The 18,441-nt window shown below is 63.7% G+C and carries 16 protein-coding genes; 6 read left to right on the forward strand and 10 right to left on the reverse strand.

Annotated elements, in window-relative coordinates:
• Positions 1-4: 4 nt before the first annotated feature.
• Positions 5-574, reverse strand: coding sequence for a hypothetical protein (locus PSV38_RS17875; RefSeq protein ID WP_300549819.1), 570 nt, complete (start codon positions 572-574; stop codon positions 5-7).
• A 112-nt stretch (positions 575-686) separates the two neighbouring features.
• Here PSV38_RS17875 and PSV38_RS17880 point away from each other — a divergent pair, with 112 nt between their 5' ends.
• The gene (locus PSV38_RS17880) at positions 687-1,886 is read left to right on the forward strand and encodes a hypothetical protein (protein ID WP_300549821.1); all 1,200 of its coding nucleotides are present in this window, start codon (positions 687-689) and stop codon (positions 1,884-1,886) included.
• Here the strand turns inward: PSV38_RS17880 and PSV38_RS17885 are convergent.
• Genes PSV38_RS17885 through PSV38_RS17895 form a run of 3 tightly spaced genes read right to left on the reverse strand, consistent with a single transcriptional unit; the run spans position 1,880 to position 5,046 of the window.
• The gene (locus PSV38_RS17885) at positions 1,880-2,371 is read right to left on the reverse strand and encodes a dihydrofolate reductase (RefSeq protein WP_300549823.1); all 492 of its coding nucleotides are present in this window, start codon (positions 2,369-2,371) and stop codon (positions 1,880-1,882) included. The genes PSV38_RS17880 and PSV38_RS17885 overlap by 7 nt on opposite strands.
• Before the next feature lie 14 nt (positions 2,372-2,385).
• A complete protein-coding gene (locus PSV38_RS17890) occupies positions 2,386-3,234 on the reverse strand; it encodes a thymidylate synthase (protein ID WP_300549826.1) in 849 nt (282 codons plus the stop codon).
• A gap of 15 nt (positions 3,235-3,249) precedes the next feature.
• Positions 3,250-5,046 (reverse strand): ABC transporter transmembrane domain-containing protein, encoded by a 1,797-nt coding sequence (locus PSV38_RS17895; protein WP_300549828.1) that lies wholly within the window; start codon positions 5,044-5,046, stop codon positions 3,250-3,252.
• A gap of 75 nt (positions 5,047-5,121) precedes the next feature.
• Here PSV38_RS17895 and PSV38_RS17900 point away from each other — a divergent pair, with 75 nt between their 5' ends.
• Entirely contained in the window at positions 5,122-5,661 is a 540-nt protein-coding gene (locus PSV38_RS17900; protein ID WP_300549831.1) for a MarR family transcriptional regulator, read from the forward strand.
• 1 nt (position 5,662) lies between these two features.
• On the opposite strand, the gene miaA is transcribed toward PSV38_RS17900, so the two are convergent.
• From miaA to mutL, 4 genes are read right to left on the reverse strand one after another with little or no spacing between them, the layout of a single operon-like run.
• Positions 5,663-6,628, reverse strand: a complete 966-nt coding sequence (miaA, locus tag PSV38_RS17905) for a tRNA (adenosine(37)-N6)-dimethylallyltransferase MiaA (protein ID WP_300549832.1) — start codon at positions 6,626-6,628, stop codon at positions 5,663-5,665.
• 6 nt (positions 6,629-6,634) lie between these two features.
• Positions 6,635-7,888, reverse strand: a complete 1,254-nt coding sequence (locus PSV38_RS17910) for a multidrug effflux MFS transporter (RefSeq protein WP_300549833.1) — start codon at positions 7,886-7,888, stop codon at positions 6,635-6,637.
• Positions 7,875-9,227, reverse strand: a complete 1,353-nt coding sequence (locus PSV38_RS17915) for a pseudouridine synthase (RefSeq protein ID WP_366526670.1) — start codon at positions 9,225-9,227, stop codon at positions 7,875-7,877. The genes PSV38_RS17910 and PSV38_RS17915 overlap by 14 nt, the downstream gene beginning before the upstream one ends.
• A 24-nt stretch (positions 9,228-9,251) precedes the next feature.
• Positions 9,252-11,207: a DNA mismatch repair endonuclease MutL gene (mutL, locus tag PSV38_RS17920; RefSeq protein WP_300549835.1), complete on the reverse strand. Its 1,956-nt coding sequence runs from the start codon at positions 11,205-11,207 to the stop codon at positions 9,252-9,254.
• A gap of 35 nt (positions 11,208-11,242) precedes the next feature.
• Here mutL and PSV38_RS17925 point away from each other — a divergent pair, with 35 nt between their 5' ends.
• The 4 genes from PSV38_RS17925 to PSV38_RS17940 are packed head-to-tail and all read left to right on the forward strand — an operon-like array spanning position 11,243 to position 14,520.
• Complete coding sequence (locus PSV38_RS17925) at positions 11,243-11,893, forward strand: DedA family protein (RefSeq protein ID WP_300549837.1); 651 nt, start codon at positions 11,243-11,245, stop codon at positions 11,891-11,893.
• A gap of 50 nt (positions 11,894-11,943) precedes the next feature.
• On the forward strand, positions 11,944-12,789 hold the full coding sequence (gene asd / locus PSV38_RS17930) for an archaetidylserine decarboxylase (protein WP_300549839.1): 846 nt from the start codon (positions 11,944-11,946) through the stop codon (positions 12,787-12,789).
• Positions 12,790-12,797: 8 nt separating this feature from the next.
• Entirely contained in the window at positions 12,798-13,613 is an 816-nt protein-coding gene (locus tag PSV38_RS17935) for a rhodanese-like domain-containing protein (protein ID WP_300549841.1), read from the forward strand.
• A gap of 1 nt (position 13,614) precedes the next feature.
• Entirely contained in the window at positions 13,615-14,520 is a 906-nt protein-coding gene (locus PSV38_RS17940) for a pseudouridine synthase (RefSeq protein ID WP_300549842.1), read from the forward strand.
• Between the two features lie 373 nt (positions 14,521-14,893).
• Here PSV38_RS17940 and PSV38_RS17945 read toward each other — a convergent pair whose 3' ends face one another.
• Together PSV38_RS17945 and PSV38_RS17950 are read right to left on the reverse strand one after the other, a co-directional pair.
• On the reverse strand, positions 14,894-16,051 hold the full coding sequence (locus PSV38_RS17945; RefSeq protein ID WP_300549844.1) for a hypothetical protein: 1,158 nt from the start codon (positions 16,049-16,051) through the stop codon (positions 14,894-14,896).
• A 7-nt stretch (positions 16,052-16,058) separates the two neighbouring features.
• Positions 16,059-18,251: an AAA family ATPase gene (locus PSV38_RS17950; protein WP_300549846.1), complete on the reverse strand. Its 2,193-nt coding sequence runs from the start codon at positions 18,249-18,251 to the stop codon at positions 16,059-16,061.
• Between the last annotated feature and the right edge of the window lie 190 nt (positions 18,252-18,441).

Here is an 18,441-nt window from a genome sequence, read left to right on the forward strand (position 1 = left end):
AGGCTCACCCCAGGATTTTTTTGAACGCGGCTTTTTGCTGCGTGGGCGTGGTCACCGGGCCATTGGCGCGGACCTGGTCCAGCAGCATGCCATCCACCAGCACCACCAGTATCGGGGCCATCTGGCGCGGCTTGGGCACCCCGGCGTGCACCAGGGCGGCCTCGGTGGCTTCCAGGAAGAACTCGCGCTGTTGGGTGATGATCTCGGCCAGATCAGGCTCCCGCGACGCCATCAGGAACAGCTCGAAGCGGGCCACCAGGCGAGGGCGCTTGGGCGCCGACAGCCAATCCGCCACCCGCGCGACCAGCAGATCGACGAGGCCATCCACCGACAGCGAGGTTTTGGAGGCCATGCGCTGCGCGTCGACCTGCAGATCGGCCAGGTCCAGCGCGGCATGCCGCTTCAAGGTCAGGGCCAGCAGGTCGAGCCGGGTGCGGCAGTAAAACGAGGTGGAGCCCACGGGCAGGTCGGCCTGCGTGTCCACCGCGCGGTGGGTCAAGCCACGCGCGCCGACCGTGCCCAGCAGTTCGATGGCGGCATCGGCGATCAAGGTTTTGCGGTCTTCTTTTTCCATCGGGGCAATGACAAACGGGGCTGAGGGTTGACGGCATGGCGGCATCAACTCTACACCAGTAGAGTTTTGAGGTATTCTCTACAGCTGTAGATAAACCTTTGGAGGTCGAATCGTGTCACAACCCCTGCGTTCTTTCATCTTAGCGGGCGCCATCAGCCTGATTCAGCCCGCGTACTTTGGGCAGGACTTGCCCGGTGCGGCCCAAGCCCAGGTGGTCAGCGCCTCGGCGCAGTTCGTGGTGCCCGGCACCCGCCCGGAGGCCTTCAGTTGGTACTGGGACAACGTGGACCAGGGCCTGTTCACCGCCGCCAACGGCGACAACACCGCCTTCCGCTGGACGCAGGCGCCGACCAGCCCACAGCACCTGGGCTACTCGGCCGGTGCCCGCTACCAGGCCACCAGCACCTTTGGTGGTGCCAGGCACACCATGGACGTCAGCTACCTGGACCCGGCCACCCTGCATGGCCGCGTGGCCTCCGACAACTTCCTGGGCAGCAAGCCCTACAGCTTTGTGGCGCAGAGCGTGTCGGTGGATGGCAAGCCACCCTTCACCGTGCTGATCCAGTACACGCCCACGGGCAGCACCTTCAGTGACAGCCAGTTCCGCATCCAGGCCACGCTGGCGGCCGATCCACGCCTGGCCCAGGCGTATGTGGATCACCTGCGCAAGACCTTGTGCGGGCTCAAGCCCACCTTGATGGACGCCCTCAATCAGCGTTACTTCAACGCGGTGCTCAAGGCGCGTGGCCACTACGCTTTTGGCCCGGTGGACAAGAACTGGAACGTGACACTGACCATCGTGCAGGAGATCAAAGGCATCACGCCCGAGATGCTGGCCTGGTGGTGGGACCACATCGGCTCGACTGAGCGCTATCGCTTGTGGCAGCCGATTGACCACGTCGCCTTTGAGTGGACGGTACCGCCCAACAGCCCTGATTTGCAGTACGACGTGGGCGCCGTGCAAAAGGCCAAGGAGTACATCGGCAAGACGGTCTTGACGCTCAACATCACCGGTGCTGACCCGCACGCGGTGCCCCCGCCCGTGCCCTTGACCGATCCCGGCTTCTTCTACGCCAAGACCGACCTGACTTTGTTGGCCGGCCTGCTGCCCAGCAATTCACTGACGCACCAGTGGCGCCCCAATGCCACTGGCGATGGCGTGATCCTGACCAGCACCTTCGTGAACACCGTGCTGGCGCGCATCCTCAACAAGGACTTCTTTGACGACCTGGGCTCGCACGCGCTGCGAGAGTTCCAGATGCTGCCGTACTTCCTGCCTCGCCTTTACAAGCGCGAGTACCTGAATCAGTGACGGCGCCGGTAGGTGACGTAGGCAAAGGCGAGGGGGCTTGGCTCACTCACCAAGCGAGCCTCGCGCGCGGTCTCTTCAAAGTCCGCGCGCGGCCAGTCGGGGAAGAAGGTGTCGGCGTCCGGCACGTCCTGGTCCACCTCGGTCAACACCAATTCGTCGGCGTGTGGCAGCGCTTGCGTGTAGATTTGGCCACCGCCCATCACGAAAGCCTGGGGCGCGTTGGCCACCAGGGCCAGGGCTTCGTCCAGTGAGCGCGCCACCTCCACACCGGGTACCGACCAATCGGCATTGCGGGTGATCACGATGTTGCGCCGACCCGGCAGGGGCCGACCAATCGAGTCGTAAGTCTTGCGACCCATGATCAGCGGTGAGCCCATGGTGAGCTGCTTGAAACGTGGCAGGTCGCCAGGCAGGTGCCACAGCAGTGCGTTGTCTCGGCCAATGGCGCCATTGCGGGCCACGGCGGCGATCAATGAAAGCTTCATGCGCAGGGCCCTGGTCAAACGGCCACGGGGGCTTTGATGGCCGGGTGATGCTGGTACTCCAGCACTTCAAAATCCTCAAACGCGTAGTCAAAAATCGACTCGGGCTTGCGCTTGAGGTTGAGCAGCGGATAGGGGTGGGGCAGGCGGCTGAGTTGCAGTTCGACCTGTTCGGTGTGGTTGCTGTAAATGTGGCAATCGCCACCGGTCCACACAAAATCGCCCACGTCCAGGTCGCATTGCTGCGCCAGCATGTGCGTCAGCAGCGCGTAGCTGGCGATGTTGAAGGGCACACCCAAAAAGATGTCGGCGCTGCGCTGGTACAGCTGGCAACTGAGTTTGCCTTTGCCGCCCGGCTCGGTGGCCGGTGCCACGTAAAACTGAAAGAAAGCGTGGCAAGGCGGCAGGGCCATCTGCTCGATCAGGCCCACGTTCCAGGCGCTGACGATGATGCGGCGCGAATCGGGGCTGGTCTTGAGTTGCTTGACCACTTCACTGATCTGGTCAACGTGGCCGCCATCAGGCTTGGGCCAGTTGCGCCACTGCACGCCATAGACCGGGCCCAGTGAGCCATCTTCGCGCGCCCACTCGTCCCAGATGGTGACGCCGCGGTCCTTCAGGTACTTGACGTTGTCGTCGCCCCGCAAAAACCACAGCAACTCGACGATGATGGACTTGAGGTGCACCTTCTTGGTGGTGACCAGGGGGAAGCCTTCGCTCAGGTCAAATCGCATCTGGTGGCCGAACACGCTGCGCGTGCCGGTGCCGGTGCGGTCGGTCTTGCTCACGCCATGCTCGTGCACGTGGCGCATGAAATCTTCGTACTGGCTGCGGATGGGGCGGCTGTGGGGCATGTGCGTGCTCATGGCGGGGATTTTATTTCAGGCGGCCTGGTCGTCGAATTGCGCCGAGGCCAAGCGGGCGTAGAGGTCACAGCGTGCCATCAACTGGGCGTGGGTGCCCACGTCGACCAAATGGCCCTTGTCCATGACGGCGATGCGATCGGCGTTGATGACGGTGCTCAGCCGATGGGCGATGACCAGGGTGGTGCGGTGCTGCATGGCGGCCTCCAGGGCGGCCTGCACGGCGCGCTCGCTCTCGGTGTCCAGGGCGCTGGTGGCTTCGTCCAGCAGCAGCAATGGCGCATCTTTCAGGATGGCGCGGGCAATGCTGATGCGCTGGCGTTGACCGCCAGACAGGCGCACGCCGCGCTCACCCAGGAAGGTTTGGTAACCCTCGGGCAACTGGCTGATGAAATCGTGGGCGTGGGCGGCCTTGGCGGCAGCGATCACCTCGTCGTCTGTGGCCTCAGGGCGGCCATAGCGGATGTTGTCCATGGCGCTGGACGAGAACACGGTGCTGTCTTGCGGGACGATGCCGATGCGGTCACGCAAACTGTCGAGGCTCAGGTCCTGGATGGCGACGCCGTCCAGTTCGATGCGGCCTGATTGCACGTCGTAAAAGCGCAGCAGCAGTTGGAAGACGGTGGTTTTGCCGGCACCGCTGGGGCCGACCAGGGCCACGGTTTCGCCCGGGTTGACGGTCAGGCTGACATCGCGCAACGCGGCCTGGTGGGGGCGGGATGGGTAGTTGAAGCCAATGTGCTCCAGCTTGACGCTGGCGCCGCCTTGGCGGGCGGGCAGGGTGCGGGCAACGGCAGGCGCCTGGATGACCGAACGGGTGGACAGCAACTCCATCAGGCGCTCGGTGGCTCCGGCGGCGCGCAGCACCTCCCCATAGACCTCGGACAAGGCCGCCACCGAGCTGATCAGCAGGATCACGTAGATCACGGTTTGGCTCATGTGGCCTGCGGTGATGCGGCCCTCAATGACCGACTGGGTGCCTTGGTACAGACCAAACAGCAACGCGCCCGCGGTGGCACTGATGATGAAGGCCACCAGCACGGCGCGGGCGCGGATGCGGCGCACGCCAGTGCTGAACGCCTCTTCGGCCGAGGTGCCAAAGCGCGTGGCTTCGCGGCCTTCGGCGGTGTGGCTTTGCACCACGGGGATGGCGTTGAGCACTTCGGCGGCGATGGCGCTGGCGTCGGCCAGGCGGTCCTGGCTGCTGCGCGACAGCTTGCGCACCCGGCGGCCATAAATAATCGCGGGCAGCACCACCAGCACCAGGATGCCCAGCACCTGCGCCATCACATACGGGTTGGTGATGACCAGCATGGTCAGGGCGCCCAAGCCCATGATCACGTTGCGCAGGCCGATCGACAGGCTGGAGCCCACCACGGTCTGGATCAGGGTGGTGTCACCGGTCAGGCGTGAAAGCACCTCGCCGGTTTGCGTGCGCTCAAAAAATTCAGGACTTTGGCGCAGCACGTGGCTGTAGACCGCGCGCTTGAGGTCGGTGGTGATGCGCTCACCCAGCCAGGTCACTGAGTAATAGCGCAAAGCAGAAAACACCCCCAGGGCCAGGCCCACGCCAAACAGGGCCAGGAAGTGCCCACGCAGTGCCATCACGCGCTGATCGGGGTCGCCGGGCATGAAGCCCTTGTCGATCAGCGTTCGCAAGGCGATGGGCAGCACCAGGGTGGTGATGGCGGCCATGGTCAGGAACAGCATCGCCAGCAAAATGCGGCCACGGTGTGGACGCAGAAATGGCACCAGACCTTTCAAGGACTGTGCCGATGCGGTGGGGGCGGCCTGGGGTGATGCTGATTCGGGCATGGCGTGCAATGCGTGGACGGTAAGGTCGGATTATGGTGCCTTGACAATATTTGTATAGGCAATTAAATTCCCACCATGACGAACAAGAAACCGGACCCGGTGCCAGCCGCCATCCAGGGCGCTGACTTCTACCAGCCGGAGGGGTTTTCCAGCCACGACAGCGTGGGCTTCCTGATGAAGCGCGTGATGTTGGCCTTGGTGACCGATGTGGACCGCCAGTTGGAAGCCCATGGCCTGACGCATGCACAGTGGACGCCTTTGTTCTTGCTCAGGCAGGGGCGCATCAACACCCTGGCCGAATTGTCGCGCGAGTTGCAATTAGACGCGGGCGCCCTGACGCGCACCTTGGACCGGCTGGAGGCCAAAGGCCTGTGCACGCGGATGCGCTCAACGCAAGACCGTCGGGTGGTGCACCTGGCCTTGACCAAAGAAGGCCTGGCCGCTTCGGCCCACGTGCCCAAGGTGTTGTGTGAAACGCTCAATGCATTCCTCGGTGGCTTCAGCCATGATGAGTGGCAGACCTTGCTTGATTTTCTGCGCCGCATGGCGCACAACGCCGAACTGGTCCGCGGGGCCAGTGGTGGCCCGCATGACGTTCACCAGCCCAAGGCGTGAATCATCGGCAATGGGGCAGGAGCAAGCCTTGGGCTTGTTCCATGGCATCGGGTGCATCGGCGGCAACGACCCGCCGCCATGGCATGCCGCGCAGCCAGGTCAGTTGACGCTTGGCCAATTGCCGGGTGGCGGCGATGCCGCGTTCGGTCACCAAGGACAGGTGTTTCGCATCACTCAGGTCCAGGCCTTGGTCCAGGGCCTCCCACACCTGCCGATAGCCCACGCAGCGCATGGAGGGCAGGTCCAGGTGCAGATCGCTGCGCGCGCGCAGGGCCTTCACTTCATCGATGAAACCGGCGTGCATCATCTGCTCAAAGCGCAAGGCAATGCGCTTGTGCAGCCAAGGGCGCTCGGCAGGCTCCAGCGAGACCATCACCGTGTTGGCCGGGCCATGCTCACCATGCATTGGTGCGCGCAGGTGAAAGCTGGACAGCGGCTTGCCCGTGCTGTGCCAGACCTCCAGTGCCCGCTGGATGCGTTGGGTGTCGCCAGGTGGCAGGCGGGCTGCGGTCACCGGATCGACCTGGGCCAGCTCGGCGTGCAGCGCAGCCCATCCTTCGGCCTGAGCCCGGGCATCGAGCATGGCGCGCACGGCGGGGTCGGCCGGTGGCATCTCGTCGAGGCCATCCATCAGGGACTTGATGTAAAGCATGGTGCCGCCCACCAGCACCGGGTGGCGGCCGCGCGCTCGAATCTCGGCCATCAGGCGCTCGGTGTCACGCACGAAGCGCGCGGCGCTGTAGTTTTCGAGTGGATCAATGATGTCGATCAGATGGTGGGGCACGGCGGCCAACTCGGCTGGCGTGGGCTTGGCGGTGCCGATGTCCATGCCTCGGTAAACCAGGGCAGAGTCCACGCTGATGATTTCGATGGGGGCTTGTGCGGCCAGGCTGAGCGCGATGGCGGTTTTGCCGCTGGCGGTGGGGCCAGCCAGGATCAGGGTGGTGGGGGTGGGCTGGGTGCTCATGACAATTCAGGCAGGCACAGGGGTGAGACCGTCGCGCTGCACCAGGTGCAAGGCCACCCAGGCCGTGCAGGCCGCGCCCACGGACACGCCCAGCGTCATGGGGTAAATGGTGTCCACCCACAAGGGCAGTTTCATGGCGGCGGCCAGCACCGCGCCCACGCCAAAGGCGACCGAGGCCAGCACGAAGCCGGACAGGGCTGAGGCGGCACCGGCATGGCGCGGAAAGCTGGCCACCACGCCGGTCTGGCCGCAAGGCTGGTGGATGCCATGGGCGCAGCCATAGATCCACAGGCCCGGCATGATCCAGGCGAGGCCAGGTGTGGTGCCCGTGATGGCGGCGTAGGCTGACACACCTGCCATGCAAAGGCCCGCCGTCAGCGTCAGCAGGCCTGCCACTCGCACGCTGCCGATCAAGCCCCGGCTGACCAGCAGGCGGCGGCACAGGGCCACGCCAATCAGGTAAGACACGGACCACGAGGCCATCACGAAGCCGAAGGCCTGCTTGCTGCAGCCCAGGAGGTCAATGAAGACAAAGGGCCCGCCCGCCAGGCAGACGTACAGGCCGCCAAAGGTGGCCGAGGTCAAGAGAGCGTGGGCGCGGAAGGTGGGGTGTTGCGCGATGGTCCACCAGTCGCGCAGCAAGGTCATCGGGCGCATGGAAGGCGTGCGGCGGTCAACCGGCAGGGTCTCAGGCAGACGCCAGACCACGAACAGCAGCGCGATGGCGCCGAACACGCCGACCGCCGCCAGGGCGTAACGCCAGCCCCATTGCGTGGACAGGAAGCCGCCGGTGACCGGGCCGATCAGGGCGATGACACCCAACCCGCCCATGCCGTGCGCCATCATGCGGGCACCGTCCACGGGCGCGTACAGGTCGCGGATCATGGCGCGTCCGCAGACCACGGCGGCCGACAGGCAGGCCCCTTGCGCGGCGCGGGCGGCGATCATCAGGCTCAGGCTGTCAGCGATGAAGGTCAGGCCGCTGGCGACCACGAACAAGCTCAGGCCCCAGCGCAGCACGGGGCGGCGCCCGAAGCGGTCGGCCACCGGGCCCCACACCAGTTGGCCGATGCCGAAGGCCAGCACCAGCATCGACAGCGTGAGCTGCGCGGCCGACGGGCTCACACCCAAGGCGCGCTGCATCTGCGGCAGCGCGGGCAGGTACAGGTCGGTGGTGATGGGCTGGAGGCCCAGCAGCAAAGACAGCGCCACCACGACCACCCAGGTCGCGGGTGGGCGCGTGGCCTCAGAAGCGTTCATCAGGCTGCAGGAAGCGCCATTGGCCCAGTGGCAGGTTGCCCAGCACGATGCGACCCATGCGCACGCGCTTGAGGCCCACCACCTTCAAACCGACCTGCTCGCACATGCGGCGGATCTGGCGCTTGCGGCCTTCGCGCAGCACGAAGCGCAGTTGCTGCTCGTTCTGCCACGACACCTTGGCGGGCTTGAGTGCAATGCCGTCCAGCATCAGGCCGTGGCGCAGCTTGTCCATCAGCTCGCCTGGGAACAGGCCCGAGATGTTTTTCTCTTCGGGCTGGTCGGGCAGCTCGACGCGCACCAGGTATTCCTTCTCGATGTTCGAGTCTTCGCCGATGAGTTCGCGCGCGATGCGGCCATCCTGCGTGAGCACCAAAAGGCCGGTGGAATCGATGTCCAGGCGACCGGCGGGCGCCAGGTGCTTGAGGTGGCCGCGCGTCAGCAGCATCTTGTTGCGCTCGCCTTCCTTCCAGTGGTTCTCCGGGCGGATCAGCACGAAGGCGGGCTCGTAGCCATCTTCGGCCTGGCCACTCACGTAGCCAATGGGCTTGTTGATCAGGATGGTGACGCGCTGGGCCTGTTGGGTCTTGGCCGCCGCGTCGATGGTGACGTCTTGATGAGGGTAGACGCGCGAGCCCAGTTCGCTGACGACTTCGCCATCGACCAACACCCAACCATGTTCGATCCACTCGTCGGCTTCGCGGCGCGAAGACAGGCCGCGCTCGCTCATCAGCTTGGATAGGCGGATGCGGCCATCGTGCTCGACGCTGCCTTCAGTGGGTGCGGGCGCTTGAACAGGGCGGGGGCCTTGAGCGCGGCGGCCGTCTTTGCGGAAGTCCTGCTGCGAGGGGTGAGGCGTGTCTTGGCGCGAGTCCTGGCGTGGGCCGCGCGGTGCCGCTTGGCCACGTGGGTCCGGACGCGCGCCACGCGGCGCTGGGCCACGGGGATCTTGCCGTGGATCCTGGCGACGAGGTGGCTGATCGCGGGGGCCTTGGCGCGGATCAGGTCGTCGATCATCGACGCGCTGTGGTGCCGACTGGCGAGGGCGGTCGTCGCGTTGCTGCCTGGGTGCTGATGGGCGCTCATCGCGGCGCGGGGCCTGCGCTGGCTGGCGTTCACCTGGCCAGCGCGACTCATCCCTCGGTGCGGCGGCGGGCGCTTGCGCGGCCTGCTGCGCGGCTTCGGCGCGGGCCTTGGCAGCTTGTTCCGCTTCCTCGACCGTCAATCGCTTGCGGGGGGCCGAGCCTGCGCCGCGCACGGGCGGGCGCCGCGGCGCGAGGGGATCGCGCTCGGCATCGGGTGCAGCTGGCGGGGACAGGATGATTTTCTTGCGTTCAGTCATGGAAGGCTTCGTGAGGGCAGGCGGTCAGCGGCCACGCATGAACAGGGCATCGAGTTCACGCAGGGTCAGTTGCCGCCAGGTGGGGCGGCCGTGGTTGCATTGGTCCGCGCGGTCGGTGGCTTCCATGTCGCGCAGTAGGGCGTTCATCTCGGTCAGGGTCAATTGACGGTTGGCGCGCACGGCACCGTGGCAGGCCATGGTCGCCAGCAGTTCGTGTTGCGCGCGGCGGATCACGTCACTGGCATCCAACTGGGCCAGTTCGGCCAGCACCGAACGGGCCAGGTCAACACCGTCGGCCTGGGTCAAGGCCAATGGCACCGAACGCAGGGCCAGCGTGGTGGGGCCGAGCGCGTCGATGTCCAGGCCCAGGCTGATCAGGGCCTCACGCTGCGCTTCGGCGGTGGCGATCTCTTGTGGGGTCGCGGCAAAGCTTTGCGGGATCAGCAGGGGCTGGCTTTCCAGGCGTTCGTGCGCGAGCTGGGCTTTCAATCGTTCGTAGACGATGCGCTCGTGGGCGGCGTGCATGTCCACGATGACCAGGCCCTGGGCGTTCTCGGCCAGCACGAACACGCCGCCAACCTGGGCCAGGGCGCGGCCCAGGGGCCATTCGTGCGAGGGCTCGGGCTGAGGCGCTACGGCTGGCCCGCCAACGAGTGGCGCGGCCGGTCTGAGCGAGTCAGGCGCGAAACCAAAGGAGGTGGGCTGGTCCTGCTCTGCATCCACGCGGCCGAAGTTGGAGGCGGGCATGCGTTCCGACGCCTGGAAGGATGGCGATCCACCCACATCGGCCTGTGGCCAGCCCGCCCAGCGTCGCTCAGGCCCGCCATCGGCGGGGCGTTGCCAGGCCAGTGGGCTTTGCTGGTTCACCGACAAGGGCGCTTGCACGGACGAGAGTGCGGCACCACCTTCTGATGTCAACGCTGGCCATGCGCCGCCAGCGGGGTCGGGCGACGCCGCATCGCCTGCCGCAGCCGACATGGTCGCTCGGGACAAGGCCAAGGCTGCTTCCACCGATTTGCGAACCGCCTGGTGCACCTCGCGCGAATCGCGGAAGCGCACTTCAATCTTGGTCGGGTGCACATTGACATCGACCCGGTCGGGCGCGATCTCGATGAACAGGATGTAGGTGGGCTGGCGCGAGCCATGCAGCACGTCTTCATAAGCCGCGCGCACGCCGTGGCTCAGCAGCTTGTCGCGCACATGGCGGCCGTTGACGTAGAAGTACTGCTGGTCGGTGCGCGAACGGGCCGCGTCAGGCAGGCCGGTGTAGCCGTACACCCGCATCGGGCCCATGCTCAGTTCGACCGCGCGCGAGCTGCTCATGAATTCGTCACCCAGCACATCGACCACGCGTTGATCGGGCGAACCAGCGCGCCATTGCGCCACCAGCTTGCCTTCGTGCCACACGGCAAAACCCACATCAGGTCGGGCCAGGGCATGGCGCCGCACAGCTTCCAGGCAATGGGCCAGCTCGGTGCCTTCGGTCTTCAAAAACTTGCGGCGGGCTGGGGTGCTGAAGAACAGCTCGCGCACCTCGACGCTGGTGCCCACGCCGCGCGCGGCTGGGCTCAGCTCGCCAGAGCGGGCGTCCAGCCGGTGGGCATGGGCGTCGTTCACCGTGCGGCTGGCAATCGCCATGTCAGACACCGAGGCAATGGCCGCCAGCGCCTCGCCCCGAAACCCCATGGTCGCCACGCTTTCCAGATCGTGCAATGAGCCGATCTTGCTGGTGGCGTGTCTTTTCAAAGCCAGCGGCAACTCATCAAGGGGGATGCCGCTGCCGTCGTCCTCGACCAGGATCTGGCGGATGCCCCCCGCCAGCAGCTTGACGGTGATCTGGCGCGCACCCGCGTCCAGGGCGTTGTCCACCAGTTCGCGCACCACGGAAGCCGGGCGCTCGACCACTTCGCCAGCCGCGATCTGGCTGATGAGTTCGTCGGGCAATTCGCGGATGTTTCGGCGGGCGGAAGAGGTCGTCATCAAAGGATTGTACGAAGCCCCCCGATAATGGGTGCATGGACATCGCTCATTTCCTCCTGGATTTCATCCTCCACGTCGACCAGCACCTGGAGAATTTCGTTCAAACCTACGGCGCCTGGGTCTATGCCCTGCTGTTCCTGATCGTGTTCGTCGAGACTGGTCTGGTGGTGATGCCTTTCCTGCCCGGTGACTCGCTGTTGTTCATCGTGGGCACCCTGGCCGGCGCTGGCGCCATGAGCCTGCCCTTGGCCATCGCCGTGCTGCTGGTGGCGGCCATCCTGGGGGACCAGGTCAACTACACCATTGGCCGTGCCATCGGCCCCAAAGTCTTCCAGTGGGAGAACTCCCGCTGGTTCAACCGCCGGGCCTTCGAAGCGGCCCACAGCTTTTACGAGAAGCACGGTGGCATCACCATCATCATCGCGCGCTTCATGCCCTTCATCCGCACCTTCGCCCCCTTCGTGGCCGGCGTGGCGGAGATGAACCGCGCCACCTTCACCGCCTACAACGTGGTCGGCGCCGTGATCTGGGTGGTCGGCCTGACCGTGGTGGGCTACTTCTTTGGCAACATCCCGGTCGTGCAGCAGCACCTGAGCAAGATCATCTGGGCGATGATCCTGATCCCCGGCGTGCTGGCGCTGTATGGTGGCTGGCGCGCGAGCCGCAAGGGCAAAGCCCTGGCTTGAGCGTCCGGTCGATACAATGGCAGCCCCTTTCCAAAGCTTTGGTGGCCGCCTTGTCCGACCGTCTCTTTGTGCTGATGCAGCACGTTCTGCCCAAACAGGCCCTGACCGCTTTCGCGGGCAAGATGGCCTCCATCAAGGGCGGGGGCCTGACCACCTCATTCATTCGCTGGTTCGTGGGTCGCTACGGCGTGAACATGGCCGAGGCCGCCAACCCGGACCTGGCCAGCTACCCCACCTTCAATGAGTTTTTCACCCGGCCTTTGAAACCGGGCGCCCGCCCCTTGGCGGATGCGGACCTGATCTGCCCGGTCGATGGTGCCGTCAGCCAGATCGGCCCGATCCAGCGTGACCAGATCTTCCAGGCCAAGGGCCACCACTATTCGACCCAGGCGCTGGTGGGCGGCGATGCCCTGCTGGCCGCGCAGTTCCAGAATGGCCACTTCGCCACCATCTACCTCAGCCCCAAGGATTACCACCGCATCCACATGCCCTGCGATGGTCGGCTGACCCGCATGATCTATGTGCCAGGGGATCTGTTTTCGGTCAACCCGGCCACGGCGCGCGGCGTGCCCGGCCTGTTTGCGCGCAATGAGCGCGTGGTCTGCGTGTTCGAGACCGACCACGGCCCCTTCGTGCTGACCCTGGTGGGCGCCACCATCGTGGGCAGCATGGCCACCGTGTGGCACGGCGTGGTCAACCCGCCGCGCAGCAAGGATGTGCGCGAGTGGCGCTACACCGATCAGCCCATCCTGCTGAAGAAGGGCGACGAAATGGGCCGCTTCCTGCTGGGCTCTACCGTGGTGATGCTTTTCCCCAAAGGCCCCCTGCAATTCAACCCTGCCTGGGCAGCTGCCAGCGCGGTTCGCCTGGGCGACGTGATGGCCAATCGCCTGTGAGCACCGGCATGCTGGACATCGTCCATGAGTCCTTCTACAAATTCGTGCACATCGCGGACCCCGAGGCGTGCACCATCGCCCTGCGCGACATCACGCAGGGCCTGACGGGCAGCATTTTGGTGGCCACCGAAGGCATCAATGGCATGGTGGCGGCCGAGCCCGCCGCGCTGGAAGCGTTTCACGCGCGCCTGCTTGAAGATCCGCGTTTGACCGGCCTGTTTGCTGGCATGACCTTCAAGCGCAGCCCCTGCAAGACCAAGCCTTTCTTCAAGATGAAGGTGCACCACAAGCCCGAGATATTGCCCTTGGGCGTTGAATGGGTGGACGCCATTCACCAGACTGGCATCAATGTCAGCCCACAAGAATGGCGTGAGTTGATCAAGCAGGATGACGTGGTCCTGATCGACAACCGCAACAGCTTCGAGTTCAAGCTGGGCCGCTTCAAAAATGCGGTGGATCCGCAGGTGCACACCTTCCGCGACCTGCCTCGCTACATCGAAGCGCACGTTGATGAATGGAAGGCCGAAGGCAAGCGTGTGGCCATGTACTGCACCGGTGGCATCCGCTGCGAAAAAACCAGCGCCTGGATGCTGGACATGGACATCCCCGTGTACCAACTCGAAGGCGGCATCCTGAGCTACTTCGCCGAGATGCCCGATGCCGACAAGGACTGGGAAGGCGAGTGCTTCGTCTTCGACAACCGCATCGCGCTCGACACGCACTTGCAGCAAACCGACACCACGGCCGAGGACGTGTACGCGGGTGATCCGGATGAGCAGTGGCGCCTGCAGCGTGCCAAGCGCCTGGCCAAGGGCAGCAAGTAGCGTGTCCTCCAAGCCGCGCCCCCTGCCCACCAAGGATGGCGTCGGCCCCAGTTGTGTGGCCTTGCCAGCGGGCCCTTGGCGCACCATGGCCGAGTTCCTGGTGCAGCAGTTTCCTGCAGTCTCCGCCGCGACCTGGCTGGCCCGCATGCAGTCGGGCGAAGTGGTCGATGAGCACGCCGTGCCGGTCACGCCTGAGCGAAGCTACCAGTCCCACCTCCGCCTGTACTACTACCGAGCCATCGAGTCCGAACCGCGCCTGCCGTTCGACGAAGTCGTGCTGTTTCAGGACGAGCACATTGTGGTCGCCGACAAGCCGCATTTCATGCCCGTGACCCCCGGTGGCCGCTACCTGCAAGAGACCCTGCTGGTGCGCCTGAAGCGCCGCTTGGGCATCGACACGCTGGCCCCCATCCACCGCCTGGACCGCGAGACGGCGGGCATCGTGCTGTTCTCGATCCAGCCGTCCACGCGGGGCCCTTACCAAAGCGTCTTTTCACAAAGGACCGCCACCAAGCACTACCAGGCCGTGGCCCCCTGGCGCCCTGGCCTGGCCTGGCCTCTGACCCGCCAAAGCCGCCTGGAAGAAGACGAGCACTTCATGCAGATGCGCGAGGTGCGTGGCGAGCCCAACACCGAGACGCACATTGACGTGTTGAAGGTGCAGGGCGACCTGGCCCTGTACGCCCTGAGCCCCATCACTGGCCGCAAGCATCAACTGCGTGTGCATTGCGCGGCCTTGGGGCTGCCCATCGTCAACGACCTGATCTATCCGAAGCTGTTCGAGGCCGACAGCGATGACCATGCCAAGCCACTGCAACTGCTGGCCAAGGCCATCGAGTTCACCGACCCCATCACCGGGCAGGCCCGGCAGTTCACCAGCCAGCAAGCCCTGATGCTGCGGGCATGAGTGGCCTTTTTTAACGCGTTCATTCGCTCTTCGGGCGCCAAATTGGTGGCGACTCGCGCCACAGAGTTACGACTGGCCTACGTGGGGCGTTTTGTTTTTAGATCAGTCAGTTAACGGCCAGGAGCTGCCGGGTAACGTATTCACCCGACTGACAGGTTAAGGCTGGTCAGAGTCATTCGCTGCCGACAGCCTGGCGGCAGCTTCGATCACCGCCGACCAATCGACTGGCTGCCACGTGCATGGCCGCTGCGCCTCCAAACCTGCCACTCGACAGTCGGCGGCTGCGATGCAACCCAAGCGAGACGACAGAGACGCTGGATGCCTGCAAGTCGTTGCCGCGTGGACATGCTACATCCCGGCGACACGGACAGTGCTAGAGGTGATACAGGATGCCAAGTACCAGCACGGCTTTCTCGACGGCCCGGAACCCTTGATGCGGCTGCCCGACCGACAGAATGTCAGCGACTCCCAAACCGCCAATCGTCTCAAACCTGCGCAGGTGGGAAAGCGGGGGCGGAAGTTTCTCGCCCACCCTCTTGAAAATGCTGGAGCCATCATCAAGATGGAGCGCGACGTATGCATCGGAGTGTTTGTCGAACTCGTCCAGTTTGATCTGCTCCCCGCCCAGCGCGATCTGCCCAGGAAGAGCAAGGGGGATGGCACTGTCCTCCTTGATCTTGTACGCACTTTGGACATTGGCCAAACAGCCCTTGCCATCAACCTGAACCGCTTCTGACTTGGATGCTGGCGACGTGACGTTTGGGTTGAGCAGCATTCCGACAACGCGGTGCAAAGCCACCTCGTCTTCCCGAAGCAAAAGGGTCGGCGGGCTCTTGCGCGGATCAGGCGTTTCCGCTGCCAGCGCCAGCATCGGCGTGTCGGTGGGACATAGCGCGCGCCTCGCATAGGTTTCTTTGCCATGACGGGCGATCACAAGGCGTCTGTCTTCCACCCGCGACGGCTCGGCTTCGATAATGGCGATGCTCGTTGCTGGACCCGCAAAGCCAAGATTGCTCGACCGCAGCAAGAAGAACGCTTTTCCGTCGAACCACGATGAACTCAGCTCCTCGAGATCGGTCTCCTGCGAATCACCGACATTCGCGCCCCGCACAAAGGCAGCCAGGCTGGGCTGAATGAGAACTTTGAAGGTCGGTACCGCCACTGTCTGGATTGCCACGGGTTTCGCCAAAGGCGGGCTCAGAGGCTCTCTTCGGCAGAAAAGCCGGAATTCCTGGTGGAGGCCTTCTACCAACCGGCGGACACGTTCAAGATCGGCGACAACAAGCATTATCTCGGCGGGCCGAATGGTTTCCTTAAGGCTGTGATGCGCCTTGTTCAGTAGCTCTAGCGCAGGGGCTTTGTCTTTCAGCGCCGGGTCGTTGCAGAACGCCGTGAAAACGGAACTCTTGAACAGCTCGTTCGATCCGCCTTTCATCAACCCTCGAAGGCGGTTCAGGTGATCTGCAAATGTGGGGGCGAATGTGTGTGTCGAGGCGGTGGGGAATGCAGCATCATCGAAGATGTCGCCCATTCTGCCTTCAATAAAGATGCGGCATTCGGAGGCATAGTGGCTCTTCAACCTGTTGTTCCGCCAGTTCCCCGACCTTCATGCAATCAGCCAGCGCTTCGCTTGTCACGACATAGGCCGCCAGCCGCTTCTCCTTCTCTCTCCGCCTCTTGATATCGTCGCTCATCCTCTTGATGAGCGTTATGGCCTGACTGATGGGCTCGATGCCATCAACCATGGCTTTCAGGCTTTGCAGCTGCGCCAGCAAGGATCTGGGGGCCGTTGTTTTGTCGGACGTGGCCGCCTGTCCGACAACGGATTGCATAAAGGCAGCGATCCCCTTCTTGTTGGCGTTTCGCCATTCTGCGAACGCGATGGCTTTGTTGATGCGTGTGAGCGCCGCATTCAGCGCAGCAAGATCTTTGTGTCCATTGCCCAGCTCGGGCGGCGCGGCAATCTCCATCGCCGGGAAGGCGGAAACGGCCTCATCACAAGCCTTCTTGAATCCTGGCTTCAAAAGACCCAACGAACTCTTGAACGGGTCGGTATTGAACAGCTCTTCAACCAGCGCCTCTTGAATGAGACTTCCCGGATGCTCCGGGAGATCGGACCGTATCTCCTGCCCCAGGACTTCCGGCAGGCTATGGCTTAGCTGACCGAGTTCGTGCTTCGCCCACGCCGAAAATGTCTGCCCCAAAAAATCGCTGTCGGAGGCTGCGGCTGCCTGCAGATGATCTTTGATGGGCGCGCCTGTCACCGGATCAACGGCCTCTTTCAGGTCGTGCCGACAGACAATGCAGGTATCTTCGTCTCCGGCGAGATGCGTGTGCTCTTTCTGCCATGCCGCGATCCGGGAGTACAGCCGCAACCGGCCAGCCTTGTTGGGGTCGGCGGCCAGCTTTGCGAGTTCTTCGGATTCCCTCTGAAGAGACGCAATCCGATTCTTGGCCTCTTCAATTTCTTCGGCCGTAAGCTTTGCTAGCGCCCCCAGACGGGCGGCGGAAGGAAGGCTGGAAATGCCTTTTGAAACCTGCGAAAGGGCTGGCTGAATGTTGTCTTCCAGATCGGAACGTTGCCTTGCTTCGTCTGGATCGAACGATTCCCCCAAAACCGTCTTTGCATCCGCAAGGCCTTTTGCCTTTAATCCTTCTAGATGCGCCAACGCCTCCGTGAGGAGGGTTTCGATTGACGTGTCTGCAGACGGCTCCGGAATCGCCTTTCCAAAAGTGATTGCCGGGTTCTTTGCGAAGATGTCGAGCAAGTCCGCGCGGCTCCACTTGAATGCTTCATCAAAGGCCTGAATCTCCTTTTCGCGATCCTTTTTGAAGTCACCGTCGATTTTTTTCTTTACCCGCTCCGCGTGAGACGCGAGATTGACCAAAGGGGCCATGCCTGTCAGCTCGGCGACGGCCCGTCCCAGCTTTGAATCGGATCCAACCTGGACAAAGGGCAGCAGTCCCGGCATCGCCGTCCCAACCCTCGCGCCAATAGGGTCGAGCCCAAGAGCGGCGAGACCGGACTCCTCTTCCTGCAGCTTATCTCTGGCCGTGCGTTTTTGCGAACGCCTTACCGAGTAGCGCGTCTTGCTTTCGTCCTCGAAGACAAGCTCGACCCAAGTGTCAACAGGGATGGCGGCGGATGCCGGTTTTTCCACGGATGGATCGGGCAGCGGCATCACAGGCGAAAGCGTGTGCTCCGATGTTCCATCGATCTCACAGGTAAATTCCTTGTTCGCCGGTTCCGGCGCGCGCTGGGGGCGAAGCACTTCGCCCGTAAGCGTCCAGATAATCGCGTTTAGGAGTGATGTCTTCCCGCAGCCGTTGAATCCCTCAAACATCGTGACACCAGGCCCGAAGGAAAAGGTGAAGTCTTCCGGTTTGACCTTGGAACTTCCTCCGCGATGAAGGCCGCCGAACTGATGGGCGCGGATCGAAACAAGGGTGTAGCGCTTCTTCTCCTGCGGGGACGGAAGAATCGCTTCAGGGATGCTGTCCGGCGGCTTTGCTATGCAATCCACAATGGCCTCAACGTCCGTGGATTGCACGTTGCCAGCCCATTTGTTCTTGTGACCGTGATACCAGTTCAGAACCGATCGCGCGGCATCGGAAGCGAGCTGAAACGGCGCGTCATCCTTTCCCACGCCGACAGGCCGTACGCTGATCAGATCGGCGCATAGGCTATCGATCGTGTGCAGGTGAAGCGCCCTGAGCGGCTTCTTTTCCATCGTCTACCCCCTGGTTTATGCCTTGTCGAAACGCAACATACTACCTATGAGAGTGGTGAATGGAAAAGGGTGATGACGCGATTGATCCACATTCAAATCTGAGGGTGTAGCGAGCGAAATCGAATTGACGAGTACGCGCATCGGCTTCGTGGCGCACAGTTAAGTGAAGCCGATGACGGCTTTGGGGCAG

Origin of the sequence: Aquabacterium sp. (assembly GCF_029946005.1) — a bacterium.
Taxonomy (GTDB): Bacteria; Pseudomonadota; Gammaproteobacteria; order Burkholderiales; family Burkholderiaceae_C; genus Aquabacterium.